This window comes from Microcoleus sp. PH2017_24_DOB_U_A, assembly GCF_020738205.1.
In the GTDB taxonomy this organism is placed as follows: Bacteria; Cyanobacteriota; Cyanobacteriia; order Cyanobacteriales; family Microcoleaceae; genus Microcoleus.
Genome location: NZ_JAEQCT010000117.1, coordinates 1 through 17,255, shown reverse-complemented (window position 1 = coordinate 17,255; position 17,255 = coordinate 1). Strand labels below are relative to the sequence as shown.

Genomic DNA, 17,255 nt, shown 5'->3' with positions numbered 1-17,255 from the left:
GAGCGCTGAAGCGCAACAACGTACCTAATTTTAAAACTGCGCTGCCTAGTTGGGCTTGGGCGCTTTTTCCTGATATTATTAAGAGCGCTGAAGCGCAACTACGTACCTAATTTGTCTGACGATAATAAAATCGCCCTGCTTATTAAGGGGGATTTAGGGATATTTGAGGAATAAATGGTAATTTAAGAACAGTGATAAACTTGATATTCATAACCATCAACAGGTGACAAGTCGCGAGATTCAATCTGACACTTTTGTGCTGCTAAATTTACGGGCGCGCGAAAATTTACTAACCACAAATCTAGCGGACGTTCCAATTGACTGAGTGTCTTGTCAAGTATCCCTGCCACAATTTCCGGCGATTCCCTTCTCTGCTTAACTAAAAGAAACTGTGGAGAATCAAAGGCTTTAATTTCCTTCTTTCCTCTTCCTTCTTCCTTCTTCCCTCTTCCTTCTTCCTTCTGACTCTTTTCCCATTCCAATCCTATCCCCATCAACTCTCCTATTTCTACATGAGTTTTTTGAGTAGTAGCAATTAACACGGGAACTTGCGAGACTTCGCGGATAATCGGAATTAACAAGTCTGGTTTGTAATATTTGCGATAGCCGAGATTGGAATTTACTGTTACACTGCTGACAAAACCCATTACTAAAATTAGCAGAACTGCTTTTTTGCCAGTAAATTCTACAGCAGGTAAATTAAACCATCGAGTTTTTATTGTAGGTGTATCATAAATAAATGCTAAAGTTACTCCTAATATTAATATCACTCCCGGAAAGTAGACGAAATTGTATCGAGGGCCGCGAGTTAGGTCAATTCCTAGAATGTATGCAAAGCTGAAAAATAGGAAAATTGCTCCTAGCACAAATCCGCCAAAAATAACAGTACCTAAATGAGTATCGGTGGTTTTTAAGGCATTTTTCACAGCGTTAAACAGGATGGGAAGCACCCAGATCAAAAATATTGCCATTACGATCGCAGATCCAACCACCACGGCCAGATTTGACGATTCCACCGGAAGCAGCGATATCACAGCGATCCATCCCGCCAAAGCTTGGAAAATCGGCGCAATCCAATCTACAAATGTGCGATCGCCACTGACAATCCAATTCGTGAGCTCGCTACCGTATTTATTCGACAAAAATATCGGTAGCCATACTAAACCGCCCGCTACAGTCCCCAGCGCTACTGCGAAAAGCCGCCAGAGGATTTGAAATTGCCAAATATTCGGCTGCTGACTCTCTGAAAGCGCCAATTTTCCATAAAACTGCTGCCAGATTACAGCAATCAATGCTATGGCTTCCGCACACAAAGTCAAGGCAAAAAAGTAGTGAACCGCAATTCCCAAACAATTAACAATTATCCAAAATAGCACCGTCCAGATAGGCATTGGAGCGCGCTGTTGCAGCTTTTTTGCAGCTACTGTCAAGCAAAAAAGAGACGCAATAACTAATAAAATTGCTAAGGTATAATGGCGGGCTTCTTGAGCGAGATAAATGCCGTAGGGAGAAACTGCCATCATCGCAGCCGCACATTGACCGACTAAACGAGAATTGAACGCAAATTTGCCTAAAAGGTAGATAGCTGGAACTGAAATCACTCCTAATAATGCCGGAAGCGATCGCCCAATCCACACTAAACTATCCTCAGTCGGTGCAAACAGCCGCATCCACCAGTGGGCTACCATAAAATACACTGGCGGATGGTTGCTTTCCACCAGCAAATGCTTGAGAACATCTGCAATGCCAGCATCCGGGCCCAATTGCAGCGGTTGTAGTAGAGTCGAAAGTGCGATCGGGCGATCGATCGGCACCCCGCGAAAACTGTTGCCCAAACTAAACACCAGAGTCGAAAACTCATCCGTCCACAGCGGTTTCGAGTCCAAATTGGCAAAACGTAGCATTAGGGCGATCGCCGTCCACAGTAATAGCAACAACAGTTGTTTATGCTTAATCATTAATTCAGTCAGTTGTGTGTTGTCAGTTGTGTGTTGTCAGTTGTGTGTTGTCAGTTGTGTGTTATCAGTTGACCGCCCACTGCCCACTGCCCCATGCCCCATTCCCAATTCCCAATTCCCTAATCAACTTCCGTTACCCGCCAGCTCAGCTTCATGTTGATCCAGAAATTCCAAAGAGTCACAGCCACGATCGCAATTAAATTAGCCAAATATTCATTGATGCCAAAAACATTAAACATCAAATTAACCAGCAGCACATTCAAAATCAAACCCATCAAGCAAATTGTATTAAACTTCAACAGGCGTTTGAAACGCTGGCGATTTCCCGGTTGCCGCTTAGAAATGTCCCCAAAAGTCCACAAATCATTCCACAAAAAATTACTAATAATTGCTAATTCAGCAGCAATAATTAGACTGCGAGTCAGCTCCAAATGCAGACTATTTCGCAGCACGTACAAAACCCCCATATTGACAAACACACCGCTGAAACCCACGATGCCAAATCGCAGAAACTTACCCACTGGCCAGCGGGCAAACCGCAATATGAACAAATGTCGCAAATACTCAATATACTGTTTCCCAGTAACTTTGCTCTCGCCTTCTTTCCGCTCCTGAAATACATAACCAACTTCTCCAATCCAGCGGATATTGCCCCTACCGAGCACTTCAATCAAGATTTTGTAACCCGCAGGATTCATGGTTTGGCCGGCAATGCAACTGCGACGCACCATAAAATAGCCGCTCATTGGATCGGAAACTCTACCGACGACTCCAGGCAGTATAATCAATCCAACAGTTTGAGCGCCCCGCGACAAAAATCTCCTGACAACGCTCCAGTCGCTCACCCCGCCCTCGGCTACGTGGCGGCTCGCAGCGGCCAAATCTGCCCCCCGCTGAATTTCTGCTAAAAGCTGCAATAGCGTCTCCGGCGGATGCTGCAAGTCGGCATCGATGACACCCAAAACCTCGCCCCGAGCAGCCTGCCACCCGCGAATTACCGCTGTCGAAAGTCCACGCTCGTCTTCCCGGCGCATCACCTGCAATTGCGGATATTCGGCCGTCAGGGACAGGGCAACTTCCCAGGTGCGATCGGGGCTGTTGTCATCGACTACAATTAATTCGTAGTTGCCGGGAATGCTGCCATCAAGCAACTTGCTCAATTGTTCCACAATACTTTTGACATTCTTGCACTCGTTGTAGGTGGGAATCACCAAGGAAAAATAAATTGGCTGTGTATCTTCTGCAAAAGTTGAACCACAAGTCCCTACAGCAGGAATTTGCAAAGGCCCAGACGGCACTGGCAACAGGTGATTTGCTTCGTTGACGCTCATAGTTACCGTTTCTTAAAATGAAAAGATGTTTTTTTACGACTTTATACTTTAGAATCTGTTTCGTCCATAGTTGATTTGTTAAGATATAAAAAGCCGTTAATTTTAGTGGTGGATTTTGTGACTGAATCGGAAAATAAAACTGTTGATGCAATTCTCGATCGCGCTTTACAACTTTATAACATCTCTAGCGCAGAGGCATTGGTACTTTTGCAGCAAAGAGAGCCAGATGCGATCGCTTCTATTCAAACAACCGCTGACTTGCTCCGCCACCGACAATCAGGCGATATTGTTACTTATGTTATCAACCGCAATATTAATTTCACCAATATTTGCGAGCAGCATTGCAGTTTCTGTGCATTCCGCCGCGACGACGGAGATGAGGGCGCTTTTTGGTTAGATACAGCCCAAATTCAGGACAAGGCAACAGATGCAGTGCAGCGGGGTGCGACGGAAATTTGTATGCAGGGCGGCTTAAATCTTCAAGCAAAGCTTAATGGCGGATCTTTGCCTTATTATCTGCAATTAGTGAAAACTATTAAGGATAAATTTCCGCAGTTACACTTGCACGCTTTTTCGCCCCAAGAAATAGAATTTATTGCCAGACAAGATCGTCTTAGTTTCAGCTATGTAATTTCGGCATTGCGGGATGCGGGAGTCGGTTCGATACCTGGTACTGCGGCGGAGGTTCTCGACGATGCGGTGCGACGGGTGATTTGCCCGGAAAAACTAGATTCGGCAACTTGGCTAGAAATCGTAGGAACTGCTCACAGCTTAGGTTTGCCGACAACGAGTACGATGCTTTGCGGGCATATTGAGACGGCAGGGCAGCAGGTTTTGCATTTAGAAAAAGTGCGATCGCTCCAACAAAGTGCCATTAACAACAACTATCCAGCTCGCATCACAGAATTCATTTTACTGCCCTTTGTCGGGCAAGAAGCACCAGCCCCTTTACGCAGTCGAGTCGGCCGCGATCAACCAATTTTAGCAGATACATTGTTGCTCACCGCAGTATCGAGAATCTTCTTGGGAAATACGATTTCCAATCACCAACCGAGTTGGGTGAAATTAGGTTTAGACGGAGCTAAAGAAGCGTTAAAATGGGGTTGCAACGACATCGGCGGCACATTGATGGAAGAACACATTACCACGATGGCAGGTGCGGTTGGCGGCGGTTGTCAATCTGTAGAAGATTTGCAAAATGCGATTAGTTCTTTGGGGCGAGATTATCAGCAAAGGGATACAATTTATCGACCTGTGGGGGTTGAAAAAATGGCGCCAATAGGTATTAGGAGAAATTGAGCGATGTCTTACAGCGAGTTCACCACAATTGTCAAAGTCAAACAAGCCTTTGGATTAACAACTGTAGAAGGCCCGCGATTTCTACCGCAAATAACTCCGATCGCTCCAAGTGCAACCCTGACAGATTTTTTGGCGCACAGTTTACCCGTAGCTGTGGCGACAGGAAGTGAAAAAGCGCGATCGGAAATGATTATTACCCCCGTACTGCTCGAAGTCAGAAAGATTTTGCAGGAGAAGATTAGCTTGTTTTCGGGAGAAGACTTTACCGTAGATTTCAAACAAGGACTGAATGGAATTTGTGATTTCTTGATTAGTCGCTCTTCAGAAATGTTAGAAATTGAAGCACCAGCAGTCGCAGTTGTTGAAGCTAAAAAAGCAGATTTAAAAACAGGAATTGGACAGTGTATTGCCGAAATGGTAGCAATGCAGAAGTTTAATGAAGCGAAGGGAAAACCAATTCCTGTTGTTTATGGGAGTGTTAGCAACGGTACGCAGTGGCGATTTCTTAAATTGGAGGAAAAAACTGTATCACTGGATCTTAATGATTATGCCTTGGTTCCGCTGGAGCAAATTTTGGGAATGCTAGTTTGGATGGTACAAGATGGGTGATTAAGTGCGATCCTCTTCGAGGGCTTCGCTAACGCTCTTTTGACTCAGTTGGTAAAGTGCGATCCTCTTCGAGGGCTTCGCTAACGGACATTTAGGATTTCATTAAAAGTCAACGATCGATCGCGATTTAAAGTTTGGGACTATCGGGCGATCGCACTTTCAAATTCTTCTAGCGCTTGACAACTTCCTACCTGCAAAGCACGTTCCACTGTAGAAGGAATCAGTTTGGCGATCGCAATTCCTGGAAAATTCGGACTAATATCCGATTCTACATACTCTCCTTCTTGCAGCAAATAGATGCGAAGTCTGCCGCTGTCGTAAACCCAGACTTCTGGAACTTCAATAGCTAGATAAGCATCGATCGTAGTTTTAGAAGCTACATCCGTTTCAATTGCTAAATCCGGCGGCGGATCGTCCGGCAAAAGTCGGCGACGACTAATCATCCGCTGATAATTTAGAATATAAAAGCAAGCATCAGGTTCAATTCCCGCTGCACCTTCCCGCTTGAAAGTAGTAGAACCGAATGGTTCGTATCTTCTACCCGCAGACTTGAGTAAAATTTTGACAATATCAGAGATTAAATCTTTCGTTATTTCGCATTCTAGTAAGGAAACCGTAATTTCTAAAGTTTCTTTGCTGTAAGCAACTCGTGCCGATCGCTTTTCTCCCAATTCTTCCAAAATCGACTCGAATTCGAGCCAAGTTATATTGGGAATAGTTACGACACTACCGGGAGTAAGCTGAATCTGGCTAATAGGTTTGAGGACGGGAGCGATAACAATCATAAGCTGAATTGAGAGCTAGTTGTTAAGTTTCTGCCAAAGGCAGGCAGGATGCCTACCTCACAAGAGTTTTTGAAGATATCTGTTGAGTGTAGCACGGGCAACGAGAAGAGATGGGCGATCGCAGATTTATGATTGCTAGACATCAAAGCCAGATTTGGTATAATTAGTATTATCAGTCATTTTAAAAACCTATGACTCAAACTTTACCCAAACTCGTAAACTTCGAGGAATTTGTAGAGTCGCTACCTGAAAATGCGACGGTACGCTACGAACTGCATAATGGAGAGATTGTTGAGATGGCACAACCAGTAGGCGAACACGAGGAAGTTATCAGCTTTCTTGGCATCGAAATTCCTTATGAAATCAAACGTCTGGCATTGCCCTATGGTATCCCTCGCCAAGTGATAGTTAGACCTCCTGAAAAAGATTCTGGTTATTGCCCCGATTTGTTGGTGCTGAACCGTGCAAACCTTGTGAATGAACCATTGTGGCAAAAACAATCTGTCCTCAGTTTAGGTGCATCGATACCTTTGGCGATCGAAGTTGTGTCAACGAATTGGCGCGATGATTACTATTTGAAATATGCTGATTACGAGGAGATGGGTATCCCTGAATATTGGATTGTCGATTATGCTGCGTTGGGTGGGCGTAATTTTATTGGTAATCCCAAACAACCAACAATTACTGTCTGTAATTTAGTAGATGGTGAGTATCAAATCTTCAAGTTTCGAGATAATGACCGGATTGTGTCGCAAACGTTTCCCGATTTGAGTCTGACTGCAAACCAGATTTTTCAAGCTGGTTTAGTTTAATCTGATATCTTACAAAATTCTAATTGAGGTGTTTTGTTAAAACTGACTCATGCAATGCTTTGAAAAAAAAAGGAATATGAGACTTGACATCACTACTTTGCTGTGAATAAAATCTCCCAATCTCTAACGATAGTTGATCTCTAAAATTTTTCTCATCCCCACTCCAGTCACCGGGTGGCTTAATTTGCTTCCAATAATCCTTTGCTTTTTTAATTGTCAGCAAAGCTAGGATTAACTCATGCTTCTGGGTTGCATCAGTCGTGTTTTGAAACTGATGTTTCCATGAATCCTGAAATTTATCTAAGTCTAATTGCGTACAATTCAATCCCGAACAATGATTTATGCGATCGAATGCTCTTTTTAAGTTAAGCTGTAAATCTCCATCGCTACTAATTCCATCAGCCATATCACTATAAATATTCGTGAGTGACACTAGATTTTCTTGATAAATCGGAGAATTAGGATAATCATCAAATAATGATTGAAGTTCCGGTGTCAGAAAGTATGCTTCTTTATGAATCAAACCTGTAATCCAAATCCGGTGCTGTGCTACATTTTGCTTTTGCACCTGAGATTTTTCATAAAGGTTGCAAAAAATTGCTTCTGTATCTGTAAAGACATAATTCTCAATCGCTTGCAAGTGCAAATCTAAGTCTATCATTGCAAAAAGTCGATCGCAATCTAGATACGAATTAGTGCTATCCTGTTCGTGTAATGTTAAAAGAGTAAAGTAGGTGTCTATGACATCTTTGCGATCGCCACAATTAAAAAATTCCGGTCTATTCTGTCTCCACCATGCCGGAATGCAAGCCTTATAAAAATTGGCATCCGGCATTTGCTCCATTGCCCTATAAGCTTGAGGTGACTCTCTACCCTGTATTTTCGGAGAAGCACCTTCGCATAATACCACAATTTTGTTTTGAATTTTGCGAGATTTCAAAATAAACTCGCACCATTTTTTTAGCTGTTCTGAACTAAGACTCATTTGTAATCTTAAGATTCTTGTTTAATCAATTTTGGCTCAATTTCTTTAACATGAGCAGGTGTCAAAGCTTCACACAATGCGTAGGAGTGAGTTGCCAGAATATATTGATTGCTGGGAGCCCATTCTTTGAGATCAGATATAATTTGATATTGCCAATCTGGATGAAAAGCAATTTCAACTTCATCCATCAAAACAATAGCATCTTTTATGTTACGGGACTTGAGCCATATATAAATGCTAAGTCTTTTGAGTTCGCCGTGACTCAAATCTTCGGGATATAGTTCTATAGTTTCACCATTCTTATCCAATTTAAAATTGACTCCCGAAAAATCTTCATTTAAATTTATCCTTTTATTTGCTAATAGCAGATTTAAGTCGTTAATTAGAGTTTGATAGCTATTCCCATAGCCGCCTGTGTTTATCGCTTCTCTGAAGTCGCGATCGCGAGCATCTTTAAATGATTTAATAAGTAGGTTTACAGCAAGAAAATCATAGGTAAACAAACCTTTTAATTCTAATCTTGCAGATGCAAGTATCCCGTAATAATTCTTATCCGCCTTACTTGAGTTGCTAAATAATAGTTTCCTAGAATCCGGCGGAAGAAATAGAAAAATTTGCGTGGATGGAGCAGCTAGAAAAATTTGACGCGATATCTTATGTAATAATGATTTTGCTTGATCTTTACTTTGATGAGTCAAATGACATTGTAGCTTTGTATTGAGCTCTTGATTATTTTTTTGAGCGTTTGAATAATAACATAGATTGATGCTATCCTCTGAATTTATATCTTCATTAAAATCAACCATCGCTTCTGACGGTGAACATTCTTCCGAAAAAAATTCAAGATTAACATTTTTTTGTCCATCCCAAATGTCAATAATAGCTAAGACTCTTTTGTCTTCGCCGTCATGAATTTTAAATCCTTGAAGCAGATTTTGTAAAAATGGTTTTTTATCCTCATCACCGGAACAGTGTAGCAACACAAAAATTAACTGTAACAGCGTACTTTTACCGCCGCCATTTTGGCTTCCCAGCGGAAAAATACTAGGAACAAAATCCTTTTCAAAAGTGATGTCTATATTTTTCAATCCCCGAAAATCAGGAACTTGAACTCGTAGCAAGTGCATAAAAAACTCCTGGTGTTGGCTGGTATTCTTTATTGAAACGCTGAGCCACAATCATTTTAGATTATAACTCACATTTTTTACTATTTTCAGGAACAGGCAAGATGCCTGTTCCACAACACATTAATAAATTCTTGTGGGGTGGGCATCTTGCCCGCCCAAAGAAACAGGCAAGATGCCTGTTCCACAATACATCAAGTTTCTTGTGGGGTGGGCATCTTGCCCGCCCCCAAAAAGACTTATCTCTCGCCGTTTTACACCTTAAACTTCTCCACAATTCGTCTCATTGCTTCCTCCACATTCTCCCGACTATTAAACGCCGAAATACGGAAATAACCTTCGCCCGCCGCACCAAAACCAGAACCAGGTGTTCCCACCACATTACAAGTTTCTAGCAACTTTTGAAAGAAATCCCAACTCGACAAACCATTCGGTGTTTTCACCCACACGTAAGGCGCATTTTCGCCGCCAAAAACCTCAATTCCTGCTGCTGTCAATTTCTCGCGGATAATTGCAGCATTTTCCATGTAAAAATTGACTAATGCTTGAATTTGTGCTTTGCCAGCATCGGAATAAACGGCTTCTGCACCGCGCTGCACGATGTAAGAAACGCCGTTAAATTTAGTAGATTGGCGGCGGTTCCACAGTTTCCAAATTTCGACATCGGAACCGTCGGCGGCTTTTCCTGTCAAAGTTTTTGGTACTACTGTTAAGGCGCAGCGAGTACCTGTAAAACCGGCATTCTTGGAAAATGAACGAAATTCGATCGCACAATCGCGCGCCCCTTCAATCTCGTAGATGGAGTGTGGTAGGCTCGGATCGGTAATATAGGCTTCGTAGGCTGCATCGAAGAAAATAATCGAACCGTTCGCTTTAGCATAGTTTACCCAAGCTTGCAAGTGTTCCTTGGTTGCGGTTGCGCCCGTCGGATTGTTGGGGAAACACAGGTAAATTAAATCGACTTTCTTGTCTGTGGGAATTTGGGCGGTAAAATTGTTGTCTGCGGATATTGGGAGGTACACAAAACCTTCGTATTCGCCATTTTCGTTCGCATCTCCCGTGTGTCCCGCCATCACGTTCGTGTCTACGTACACCGGGTAAACTGGATCTGTAACTGCGATCGTATTATTATTGCCGAAAATATCGAGAATATTGCCGCAATCGCACTTAGAACCGTCAGAAATAAAGATTTCCGAAGCATCAATATCGCATCCCCGCGATTTGAAATCGTGCTCTGCAATTTTCTCCCTCAGCCATTCATAACCTTGTTCCGGGCCGTATCCTTTAAATGTATCCCGCGAACCCATGTCTGCTACCGCTTTCACCATCGCCTCCCGACAAGCTTCCGGTAGCGGTTCCGTCACGTCGCCAATCCCCAGCCGGATGATGGGTGCACCGGGATTCGCGTCTGCATAAGCTTTTACCCTGCGCCCGATTTCGGGAAACAGGTAGCCGGCTTTGAGTTTGAGGTAGTTGTCGTTGATAGTTGCCATAGTGCGATCGCTCTCAATGTCGTACAATAGCTTATACCATTTTAGATTTTAGATTTTAGATTTTAGATTTGAAGAATTGGATAATTGAAGAATTGAAGAATTGGGAACAATCGAGCGATATGCGAGTTTGCAGCATGGGGCCGGCAGTTGCATTCTGTTTGAAAATTGCTATTACTGCTAATTGTCTCCCTCAAGACGTAGAAAGTTCGGCAACGGATTTTACAAAGGATTAAATAAATCCCAATTGAAGTTCGATAGAAAAAATTTCCCCATCTCCCCATCTCCCCATCTCCCCATTCTCCCCATCTCCCCATTCTCCCCATCTCCCCCTCTCCCCATCTCCCCCTCTCCCCATCTCCTCCATCACAGCCATTGACAAAAAAATCAACCAGCTTGTATAATTAGATATAGTGTGCAACGCAGAACCAATTATGGATGAGATAGAGTACGCCAAACTGTGTCAAGAACTGGCGGCCATTCTGAATGAGTTTAATTTAGGTTGGGTAGTTGAACAAGTCGCCAATAGTGTAGAGATAGGTAAAGTAATTGAAGAGCGATCGCTCAAACGAAAGACACCGCTGCTCAAGATAGAAGATTATACCGCAAAAGAACAACTTTTGCTGTTAATTGCTGCTGTCGAACAAGCGACGGTGAACACTTCGGAAATGGAAGACGAGATTGCTTATTTCTTGAAAGTAGAATCGGAAACCTCTCCCCTCGGTACCAAAATTATCTTTGCCAATTCCGGCGCAAAAACAGCCCAAACCATCGAGTTTACGTCCACTTTAACAGCCCCACGCCACAAACAGGCGATCGCCCTCAAGCAATTACTCGAAAAACTGCCCTCTGAACCTAGCAACTACGCCATCAATTCTGAAATTAAGAGCAAGTTAAAAAGCTCGATCGATCCAGATTTCAACGGAGTGGCAGAACAAGCTAGAATTTTTGATGCTTACCTATTCACCATCCTGCTGAAAGCAGTTGCTAACGAAGGCGGCAACATCTATTATAACAATGTTTTAGACGACGAAACACCGAAATATTTAACGTTTAGAAAAACAGCCGGAAAAATCCACGGAACAGCACATCCATACACTCATGCTGTTGTAGAATTTCCCGACAAACCAGCCCTGGAAATTCATCTCGGAGTCAAAGTGCAAGGTAGAGCCGGAGTTCTGCACAACTGCAACGTTTTAATTCTGTACCAAAAAGAAGCGAATATCTGCCGTTTGCTCAACCGCGAACCCCGACACTCGCAGGTAATTTTAGCGGTGAAATCTGAACACTGCACCTCGGAACTTCAACTAGAAATGGCTGGTGCTTTTATCGGATTGGCGTCAGATATTCGCTACGAAGGTGGCAGCTATTTCATTTCTAATAGTTACTCGCAACCAGTGGCAAAATTACTGACTACTGCGCGCAAAAAATGGGAACACAATATCTTTCCTAGGGCCACAAACGATGTTCACAGGCTGATGTACTCATTTCAAACTATCTTTAAAGACTTTAAGGCTAGAAACTAAGATTGGGGAATAGGGCATAGGGCATGGGGCATAGGGCATGGGGCATGGGGCATAGGTAATTTGTTATTTGTTGTTTGTGATTATAAAAACTACTAACTGCTAACCGCTAACCGCTAACTATGCCGGGTACATCTGGTTTTTGAAGCCTGAAGAAGCATGACCGCATATAAGTTATTAGTTATAATCCCATATTCACGGAGGTCATGCGAGAGTCCCTACGAATATATTTGCCTTGCGCCAGATGCACCCACTATGCCCAATGCCCAATGCCCTGTTTGCCCTATGCCCTATTCCCAATTCCCCATGCCCAATCCCCAATATAATTTATGATGTTTCGAGTACCAGAACTTTACGAATAATGTTCAAGAAAGATAAATCTTCCCTGCTGTTTACGATCGGAGCCGCCACACTTCTGATCGGTTTAGGTATCCTCGCATACTCGATCGTCATTTCCCGAGGCCCCGCCAAAGATTTGCCAGCGGGAGCCGTCGTTGTTCCCCAAGATGCGATGATGGCTCTATCCATCACTACCGATGAATCGCAGTGGAATAGGCTGCGAGAATTTGGTACGCCGGAGTCAAAAGCTTCGTTTGAAAGGTTTTTAAGCGAATTGCGCGATCGCCTCCTGACAAGCAACGGTTACGCCTACCAGCAAGACATTCAGCCTTGGGTGGGTAACACGGTAATGGTGGCGTTTCTCCGCAACAAAACAGCGATACCAGTTCCCCCGCGCGCGCCCAACGCGCCCCCACCTCAGCCAATTCAGCAGTCAGTAGCAATTATCCTGCCCATCTCCAACCCGATTAAAGCCAAAGAATTATTAGCAAAACCCAGACCCCTCAACCAAGGAAAAATGGTTGAGCGCAATTACAAAGGAGTGCAAGTTACAGAAACTCAAGGTATACCCGATCGCAATTTCTCAGTCGCGGTACTCGGAACAAACTATCTAGCAGTCACCACAGATCCCACCGCCACAGACAGAATAATTGACACCTACAAAGGCGAACCATCCCTCGCAAAAACTCCTGGCTATGGAGACGCCATCCAACAAATTAAGGATGTCGGTGCCTTCGGTCAAATCTACGTGAATATGCCCGTTGCAGCAGCCTTTACAGCCGCCAACTCATCCCGCGAAATTTCGGTAGAAAACCTGGAAAAACTGCAACAAAATCAAGGATTTGCCACCACAGCGACGCTGGATGCAGACGGAATTGGATTCAAATCAATCTCTTGGCTAAAACCAGATTCTACTACTCGTATAGCAGTGGAAAATAATGCTCTAAAAATGGCTAATCGCCTGCCAAACAATACAATCATGATGGTATCGGGCGGTAACTTGCAGCGTTTGTGGCAAGACTACGTATTGGGATCTGATGCTAACCCGCTTGCACCGATTAATCCTCAAGTTTTGCGTACTGGTTTAAAATCGACTACTGGCCAGGATTTAGATAAAGATTTCATCAACTGGATGGCGGGAGAATTTTCTTTATCATTAATACCAGCCCCCGCGCAGAATCCGAAAGACAAATTTGCTGCTGGATTTGTATTTATGGTGGAAACAAACAACCGCGGCGCCGCTAACAAATCCCTGAAACAGCTTGATGAAATGATGAAAAATAAGCAGTATAGAGTTGAGGAAATTCAAGTTGGCGGTCAACCTGCGACTCAATGGAAATCGCCGTTTGGAGGGATTACTGTAACTCGCGGCTGGATGAAGGATGTGCTGTTTATCACAGTAGGAGCACCCGTGGTGGACGCGATCGTTCCGGCGCCGACAAGTCCGCTTTTAAGTAGCGAATTGTTCCAAAAAACTGTACGATCGCAACTTAAGCCTCACAACGGCAATTTTTTCATCGACACCGAGAGTGCGTTTAACCCGAAAAACCTGGCTTTGCCGGAGTTTCCTCCCAACCAAAAAATCTGGATAGATGCCACGCGGTCGATCGGCATTACAGCGGCCGTGATTGGCGATCGTACCACCCGCTACGACGCTTTTGTCGGTCTCAAAAAATCCGACCAATCGACTCCTTCACCAAAGCCCTCACCGAATCCATCTTCACCGAGTTCACCTTCACCGAGTTCATCGTCACCGAGTTCACCTTCACCGAGTTCATCGTCACCGAGTTCACCTTCACCGAGTTCACCTTCACCGAGTTCATCCTCACCAAGCCCTGATTCACCCAGTCCCTCGCCCACCGTCCAAACTTCACCGAATTAACTCTTAAATCCTGCCAAAAATCCGCTATGACAGCCCCTTAAACAGCAAAATGGCGATCGATTAAAACCGAAAAGCAGCAGATCGAAACCGACAATAGTGGATTTGATTTTAAGAGGAAAAGTGAGCCGGATTTAAGTTGTTTTACGTCACCAAACCTCACACCAAGAAACCGCCAAACCCGGTTTATAAAAAAAACCGGGTTGCAGCAAGCAAACTCTAAAAAATTGGCTTGTAGCCCAAGGAAGAAAGAAGAAGCAATAACATTCCGGGACACACACCAACCTTCAAACCTTAAGATGAGGTACGTTGTTGGGCTTCAGCCCTCTTAGTGGAACTGGTTATATAAGCTATGAGTCATACCTCATCTTTTTGAGAAAGGCTATACTTTTTCTTGTCATAATTTTCGTTACAGGCTATCGTGGAGATAGCTTTGTTGTTTTTGAACCGAGGAAAGCAAAGATGTTTGACCAGAAATTTTCCCGATCGCTCTTGGACGCAGAACCTAATTTTTAACCCCATCCTTCGTTGAAAGTCTTAATAAGAGTAAAAAAAAATCGGTTAATCGGCGTCGGAGTGGGTCTAAAATGCCGTTTTTTTGAGTGTATCATGTGGCAGATGTATAGTCTAGGTATTGCGAGTTATATTGAGAGTGTAAAGAAGATATAGCCTTTCTCAAAAAAATGAGGTATGACTGACAGCTTATATAACCGCTTAAACCAAGAGAGTCCAAGCCCAACAACGTCCGCGAATCTTTGTGATAGCCGCTATACGTTATTGTTGCGACCTATTAAAAATTAAACCCTTTAAAACTATGAAAAACCCCAAGAATCTTCAAATACCGGCTAAATTAATGTCAAGAAAAAGAATTGGCAAACTGGCACTTTATGTGCAAATAGTCTTGATAAATATTTACTTTTTGCAAGCAAAAGCCGAAGCTCAAATTGTGCCAGCGAACGATGGAACTGGCACTAAAGTCACTCCCACCCCAAGCGGAACTCCTACACCGCAAACTCGCTTCGACATTGAAGGCGGACAATTATCGAACGACAAACAAAATCTCTTCCACAGTTTTACACAATTCGGTTTGTCGCCAAATCAGATAGCCAACTTTATCTCAAATCCCAGCATTCGCAACATTTTAGGCCGCATCAATGGCGGTAGCCCTTCGATTATTAACGGCTCAATTCAATTAACCGGCGGTAATGCTAACTTGTTTCTGATGAATCCCTCGGGCATCATATTTGGCAACAGTGCCAGCTTAAATGTGCCGGCTTCTTTCACAGCAACCACGGCTACTGGTATTGGATTTGGTTCTAATTCGTTTAACGCGATCGGTACTAACACCTACACATCTCTGACGGGCACGCCCAATTCCTTTGCTTTTGGAGCCGATCGAGCTGGGGCAATTGTCAACACAGCCGACTTAGCAGTCAAGTCAGGGCAGAACTTAACTTTGCTTGGCGGCACCGTTGTCAGCACAGGCAATCTTTCGGCACCGGGCGGTAAAATTACCGTTGCGTCAGTCACCGGGACAAATTTAGTGCGCGTCAGTCAGGGAGATAGTTTGCTGAGTTTGGACATCCAGCCGTCGTCAGCGACAAGCAGCCCTGGAACAGCAGTCGCATCCTTGCCGGAACTGCTGACAGGGGTCGGTCAAACCAATGCTACAGGAATCAGCGTCAATGCAAGCGGTCAATTGGTACTTACAGCATCTAACCGAATAGTAGCTGCGGGGGATGTTGCAGTCAAAGGTGCCAGCGCTCGATCGATCCAAATTCAAGCAGCCAACACCCTTGCAGCCAGCGGCAACCTGACGAGTACACAAGGTGCGATCGTCCTACAAGCCAGCAGCGACATTAGCACTCTCGCCCTCAACTCCAACTCCACCACCGCAGCAGGTGGCAACATCACCGTCACCAGCCGTACAGGAAAAGTAGAGACCGGCAATATCAACGCAGGCTCGATCGACAAAACCAGCAACGCCGGAGACGTTAGTATTGCAGCCTCAAGCAGCATTCAAACAGGCTTCATAGACGCCAACTCCGAAGAAAAAAAAGGCGGCCAAGTCACCCTCAAGGCCAGCAATGACATTGAAGTAACCCGTATCAACACCCAAGGGCGAACAGCCGGAGGAAATATTAACATTTCAGCCGGCCGTTATTTCCGAGCTACAGGTACTTTTACCTGCTTGGCGCAAGCTTGTAGCATTGCCGCGGCCGCGACTGGTAGCGCGAATGGTGGAGATATCACCATTAGCCACGGTGGTCAAGCCTCAAACACTATTTTCGGCGTCGGGCCCAACTATAACAGCTTGAACGGTACTGCTGGCAGCATTGCCACTGGGAGCGACAAGAAGGAAAATGTTATTGCATCCGGAAGTTTTCCCAGCTCAAAGACTCAGATCGTACAGCCGACGCAAATTAATATCACAACTTCTTCAACCTCGCCGACGCCGACTCCGGCACCGACGCCGACGCCGACTCCTGCACCGACTCCTGCACCGACTCCTGCACCGACTCCCGAACCAACTCCGGCGCCAACCCCTGCACCGACTCCTGCACCGACTCCTGCACCGACGCCCGCACCGACTCCTGCACCGACTCCTGCACCGACTCCCGAACCAACTCCGGCGCCAACCCCTGCACCGACTCCTGCACCGACTCCCGAACCAACTCCGGCACCGACTCCCGAACCGACGCCCGCACCGACTCCGGCACCGACACCCGCACCGACTCCGGCACCGACACCCAACCCTCCGCCAGCACCCAGGCGAACTCCTGCACCCGCACCGACACCCGCACCAGTACCCGCGCCAGCACCTGCACCGACACCCGCACCAGCACCCGCACCAGCACCTGCGCCAGCACCTGCGCCCGCAACCGCACCTGCACCTGGGCAGACAATTACTGAACCCAGCGTACCAGTATCAAATTTGTCACCAGCGCCGACAATTACTCAAAATCCATCGCCAACAATTACTCAAAATCCAGCGCCGAACTCGAATTTGTCACCATCGCCAACAATTACTCAAAATCCAGCGCCGAACTCGAATTTGTCACCAGCGCCGACAATTACTCAAAATCCAGCGCCGATATCAAATTTGTCACCAGCACCAACG

Annotated in this window: 13 protein-coding genes; 7 read left to right on the top strand and 6 right to left on the bottom strand. The window is 44.9% G+C overall.

The features are described from left to right. Positions 1-182 precede the first annotated feature (182 nt). A complete protein-coding gene (locus JGK07_RS27970; RefSeq protein WP_293208090.1) occupies positions 183-1,958 on the bottom strand; it encodes a glycosyltransferase family 39 protein in 1,776 nt (591 codons plus the stop codon). Positions 1,959-2,077: 119 nt separating this feature from the next. After that, positions 2,078-3,289, bottom strand: a complete 1,212-nt coding sequence (locus tag JGK07_RS27965; protein ID WP_293193442.1) for a glycosyltransferase — start codon at positions 3,287-3,289, stop codon at positions 2,078-2,080. 117 nt (positions 3,290-3,406) lie between these two features. On the opposite strand from JGK07_RS27965, the gene cofH reads away from it, so the two are divergent. Together cofH and JGK07_RS27955 are read left to right on the top strand one after the other, a co-directional pair. Then, positions 3,407-4,588: a 7,8-didemethyl-8-hydroxy-5-deazariboflavin synthase subunit CofH gene (gene cofH / locus JGK07_RS27960; protein WP_293174446.1), complete on the top strand. Its 1,182-nt coding sequence runs from the start codon at positions 3,407-3,409 to the stop codon at positions 4,586-4,588. 3 nt (positions 4,589-4,591) lie between these two features. Next, positions 4,592-5,197, top strand: coding sequence for a hypothetical protein (locus tag JGK07_RS27955; protein ID WP_293174443.1), 606 nt, complete (start codon positions 4,592-4,594; stop codon positions 5,195-5,197). Between the two features lie 140 nt (positions 5,198-5,337). Here the strand turns inward: JGK07_RS27955 and JGK07_RS27950 are convergent, their stop codons facing one another. Further along, the gene (locus JGK07_RS27950; protein ID WP_293193443.1) at positions 5,338-5,982 is read right to left on the bottom strand and encodes a Uma2 family endonuclease; all 645 of its coding nucleotides are present in this window, start codon (positions 5,980-5,982) and stop codon (positions 5,338-5,340) included. A gap of 191 nt (positions 5,983-6,173) precedes the next feature. On the opposite strand from JGK07_RS27950, the gene JGK07_RS27945 reads away from it, so the two are divergent. Continuing rightward, positions 6,174-6,794: a Uma2 family endonuclease gene (locus tag JGK07_RS27945; RefSeq protein ID WP_293174437.1), complete on the top strand. Its 621-nt coding sequence runs from the start codon at positions 6,174-6,176 to the stop codon at positions 6,792-6,794. 19 nt (positions 6,795-6,813) lie between these two features. On the opposite strand, the gene JGK07_RS27940 is transcribed toward JGK07_RS27945, so the two are convergent. The 3 genes from JGK07_RS27940 to JGK07_RS27930 form a co-directional block, all read right to left on the bottom strand. Next, on the bottom strand, positions 6,814-7,779 hold the full coding sequence (locus tag JGK07_RS27940; protein ID WP_293243251.1) for a hypothetical protein: 966 nt from the start codon (positions 7,777-7,779) through the stop codon (positions 6,814-6,816). Positions 7,780-7,787: 8 nt separating this feature from the next. Beyond that, positions 7,788-8,906: an AAA family ATPase gene (locus JGK07_RS27935; RefSeq protein WP_293174432.1), complete on the bottom strand. Its 1,119-nt coding sequence runs from the start codon at positions 8,904-8,906 to the stop codon at positions 7,788-7,790. 251 nt (positions 8,907-9,157) lie between these two features. Then, complete coding sequence (locus JGK07_RS27930; RefSeq protein WP_293174428.1) at positions 9,158-10,396, bottom strand: LL-diaminopimelate aminotransferase; 1,239 nt, start codon at positions 10,394-10,396, stop codon at positions 9,158-9,160. 68 nt (positions 10,397-10,464) lie between these two features. Here JGK07_RS27930 and JGK07_RS27925 point away from each other — a divergent pair, with 68 nt between their 5' ends. From JGK07_RS27925 to JGK07_RS27910, 4 genes are all read left to right on the top strand, one after another. Continuing rightward, on the top strand, positions 10,465-10,629 hold the full coding sequence (locus JGK07_RS27925; RefSeq protein WP_293174425.1) for a hypothetical protein: 165 nt from the start codon (positions 10,465-10,467) through the stop codon (positions 10,627-10,629). Positions 10,630-10,827: 198 nt separating this feature from the next. Further along, positions 10,828-11,919, top strand: coding sequence for a hypothetical protein (locus JGK07_RS27920; RefSeq protein WP_293174422.1), 1,092 nt, complete (start codon positions 10,828-10,830; stop codon positions 11,917-11,919). A gap of 358 nt (positions 11,920-12,277) precedes the next feature. Beyond that, a complete protein-coding gene (locus JGK07_RS27915) occupies positions 12,278-14,137 on the top strand; it encodes a DUF3352 domain-containing protein (RefSeq protein WP_293220212.1) in 1,860 nt (619 codons plus the stop codon). 850 nt (positions 14,138-14,987) lie between these two features. Beyond that, positions 14,988-17,255 (top strand): filamentous hemagglutinin N-terminal domain-containing protein (locus JGK07_RS27910; RefSeq protein ID WP_293291142.1); only part of this gene is annotated, 2,268 nt, incomplete at its 3' end.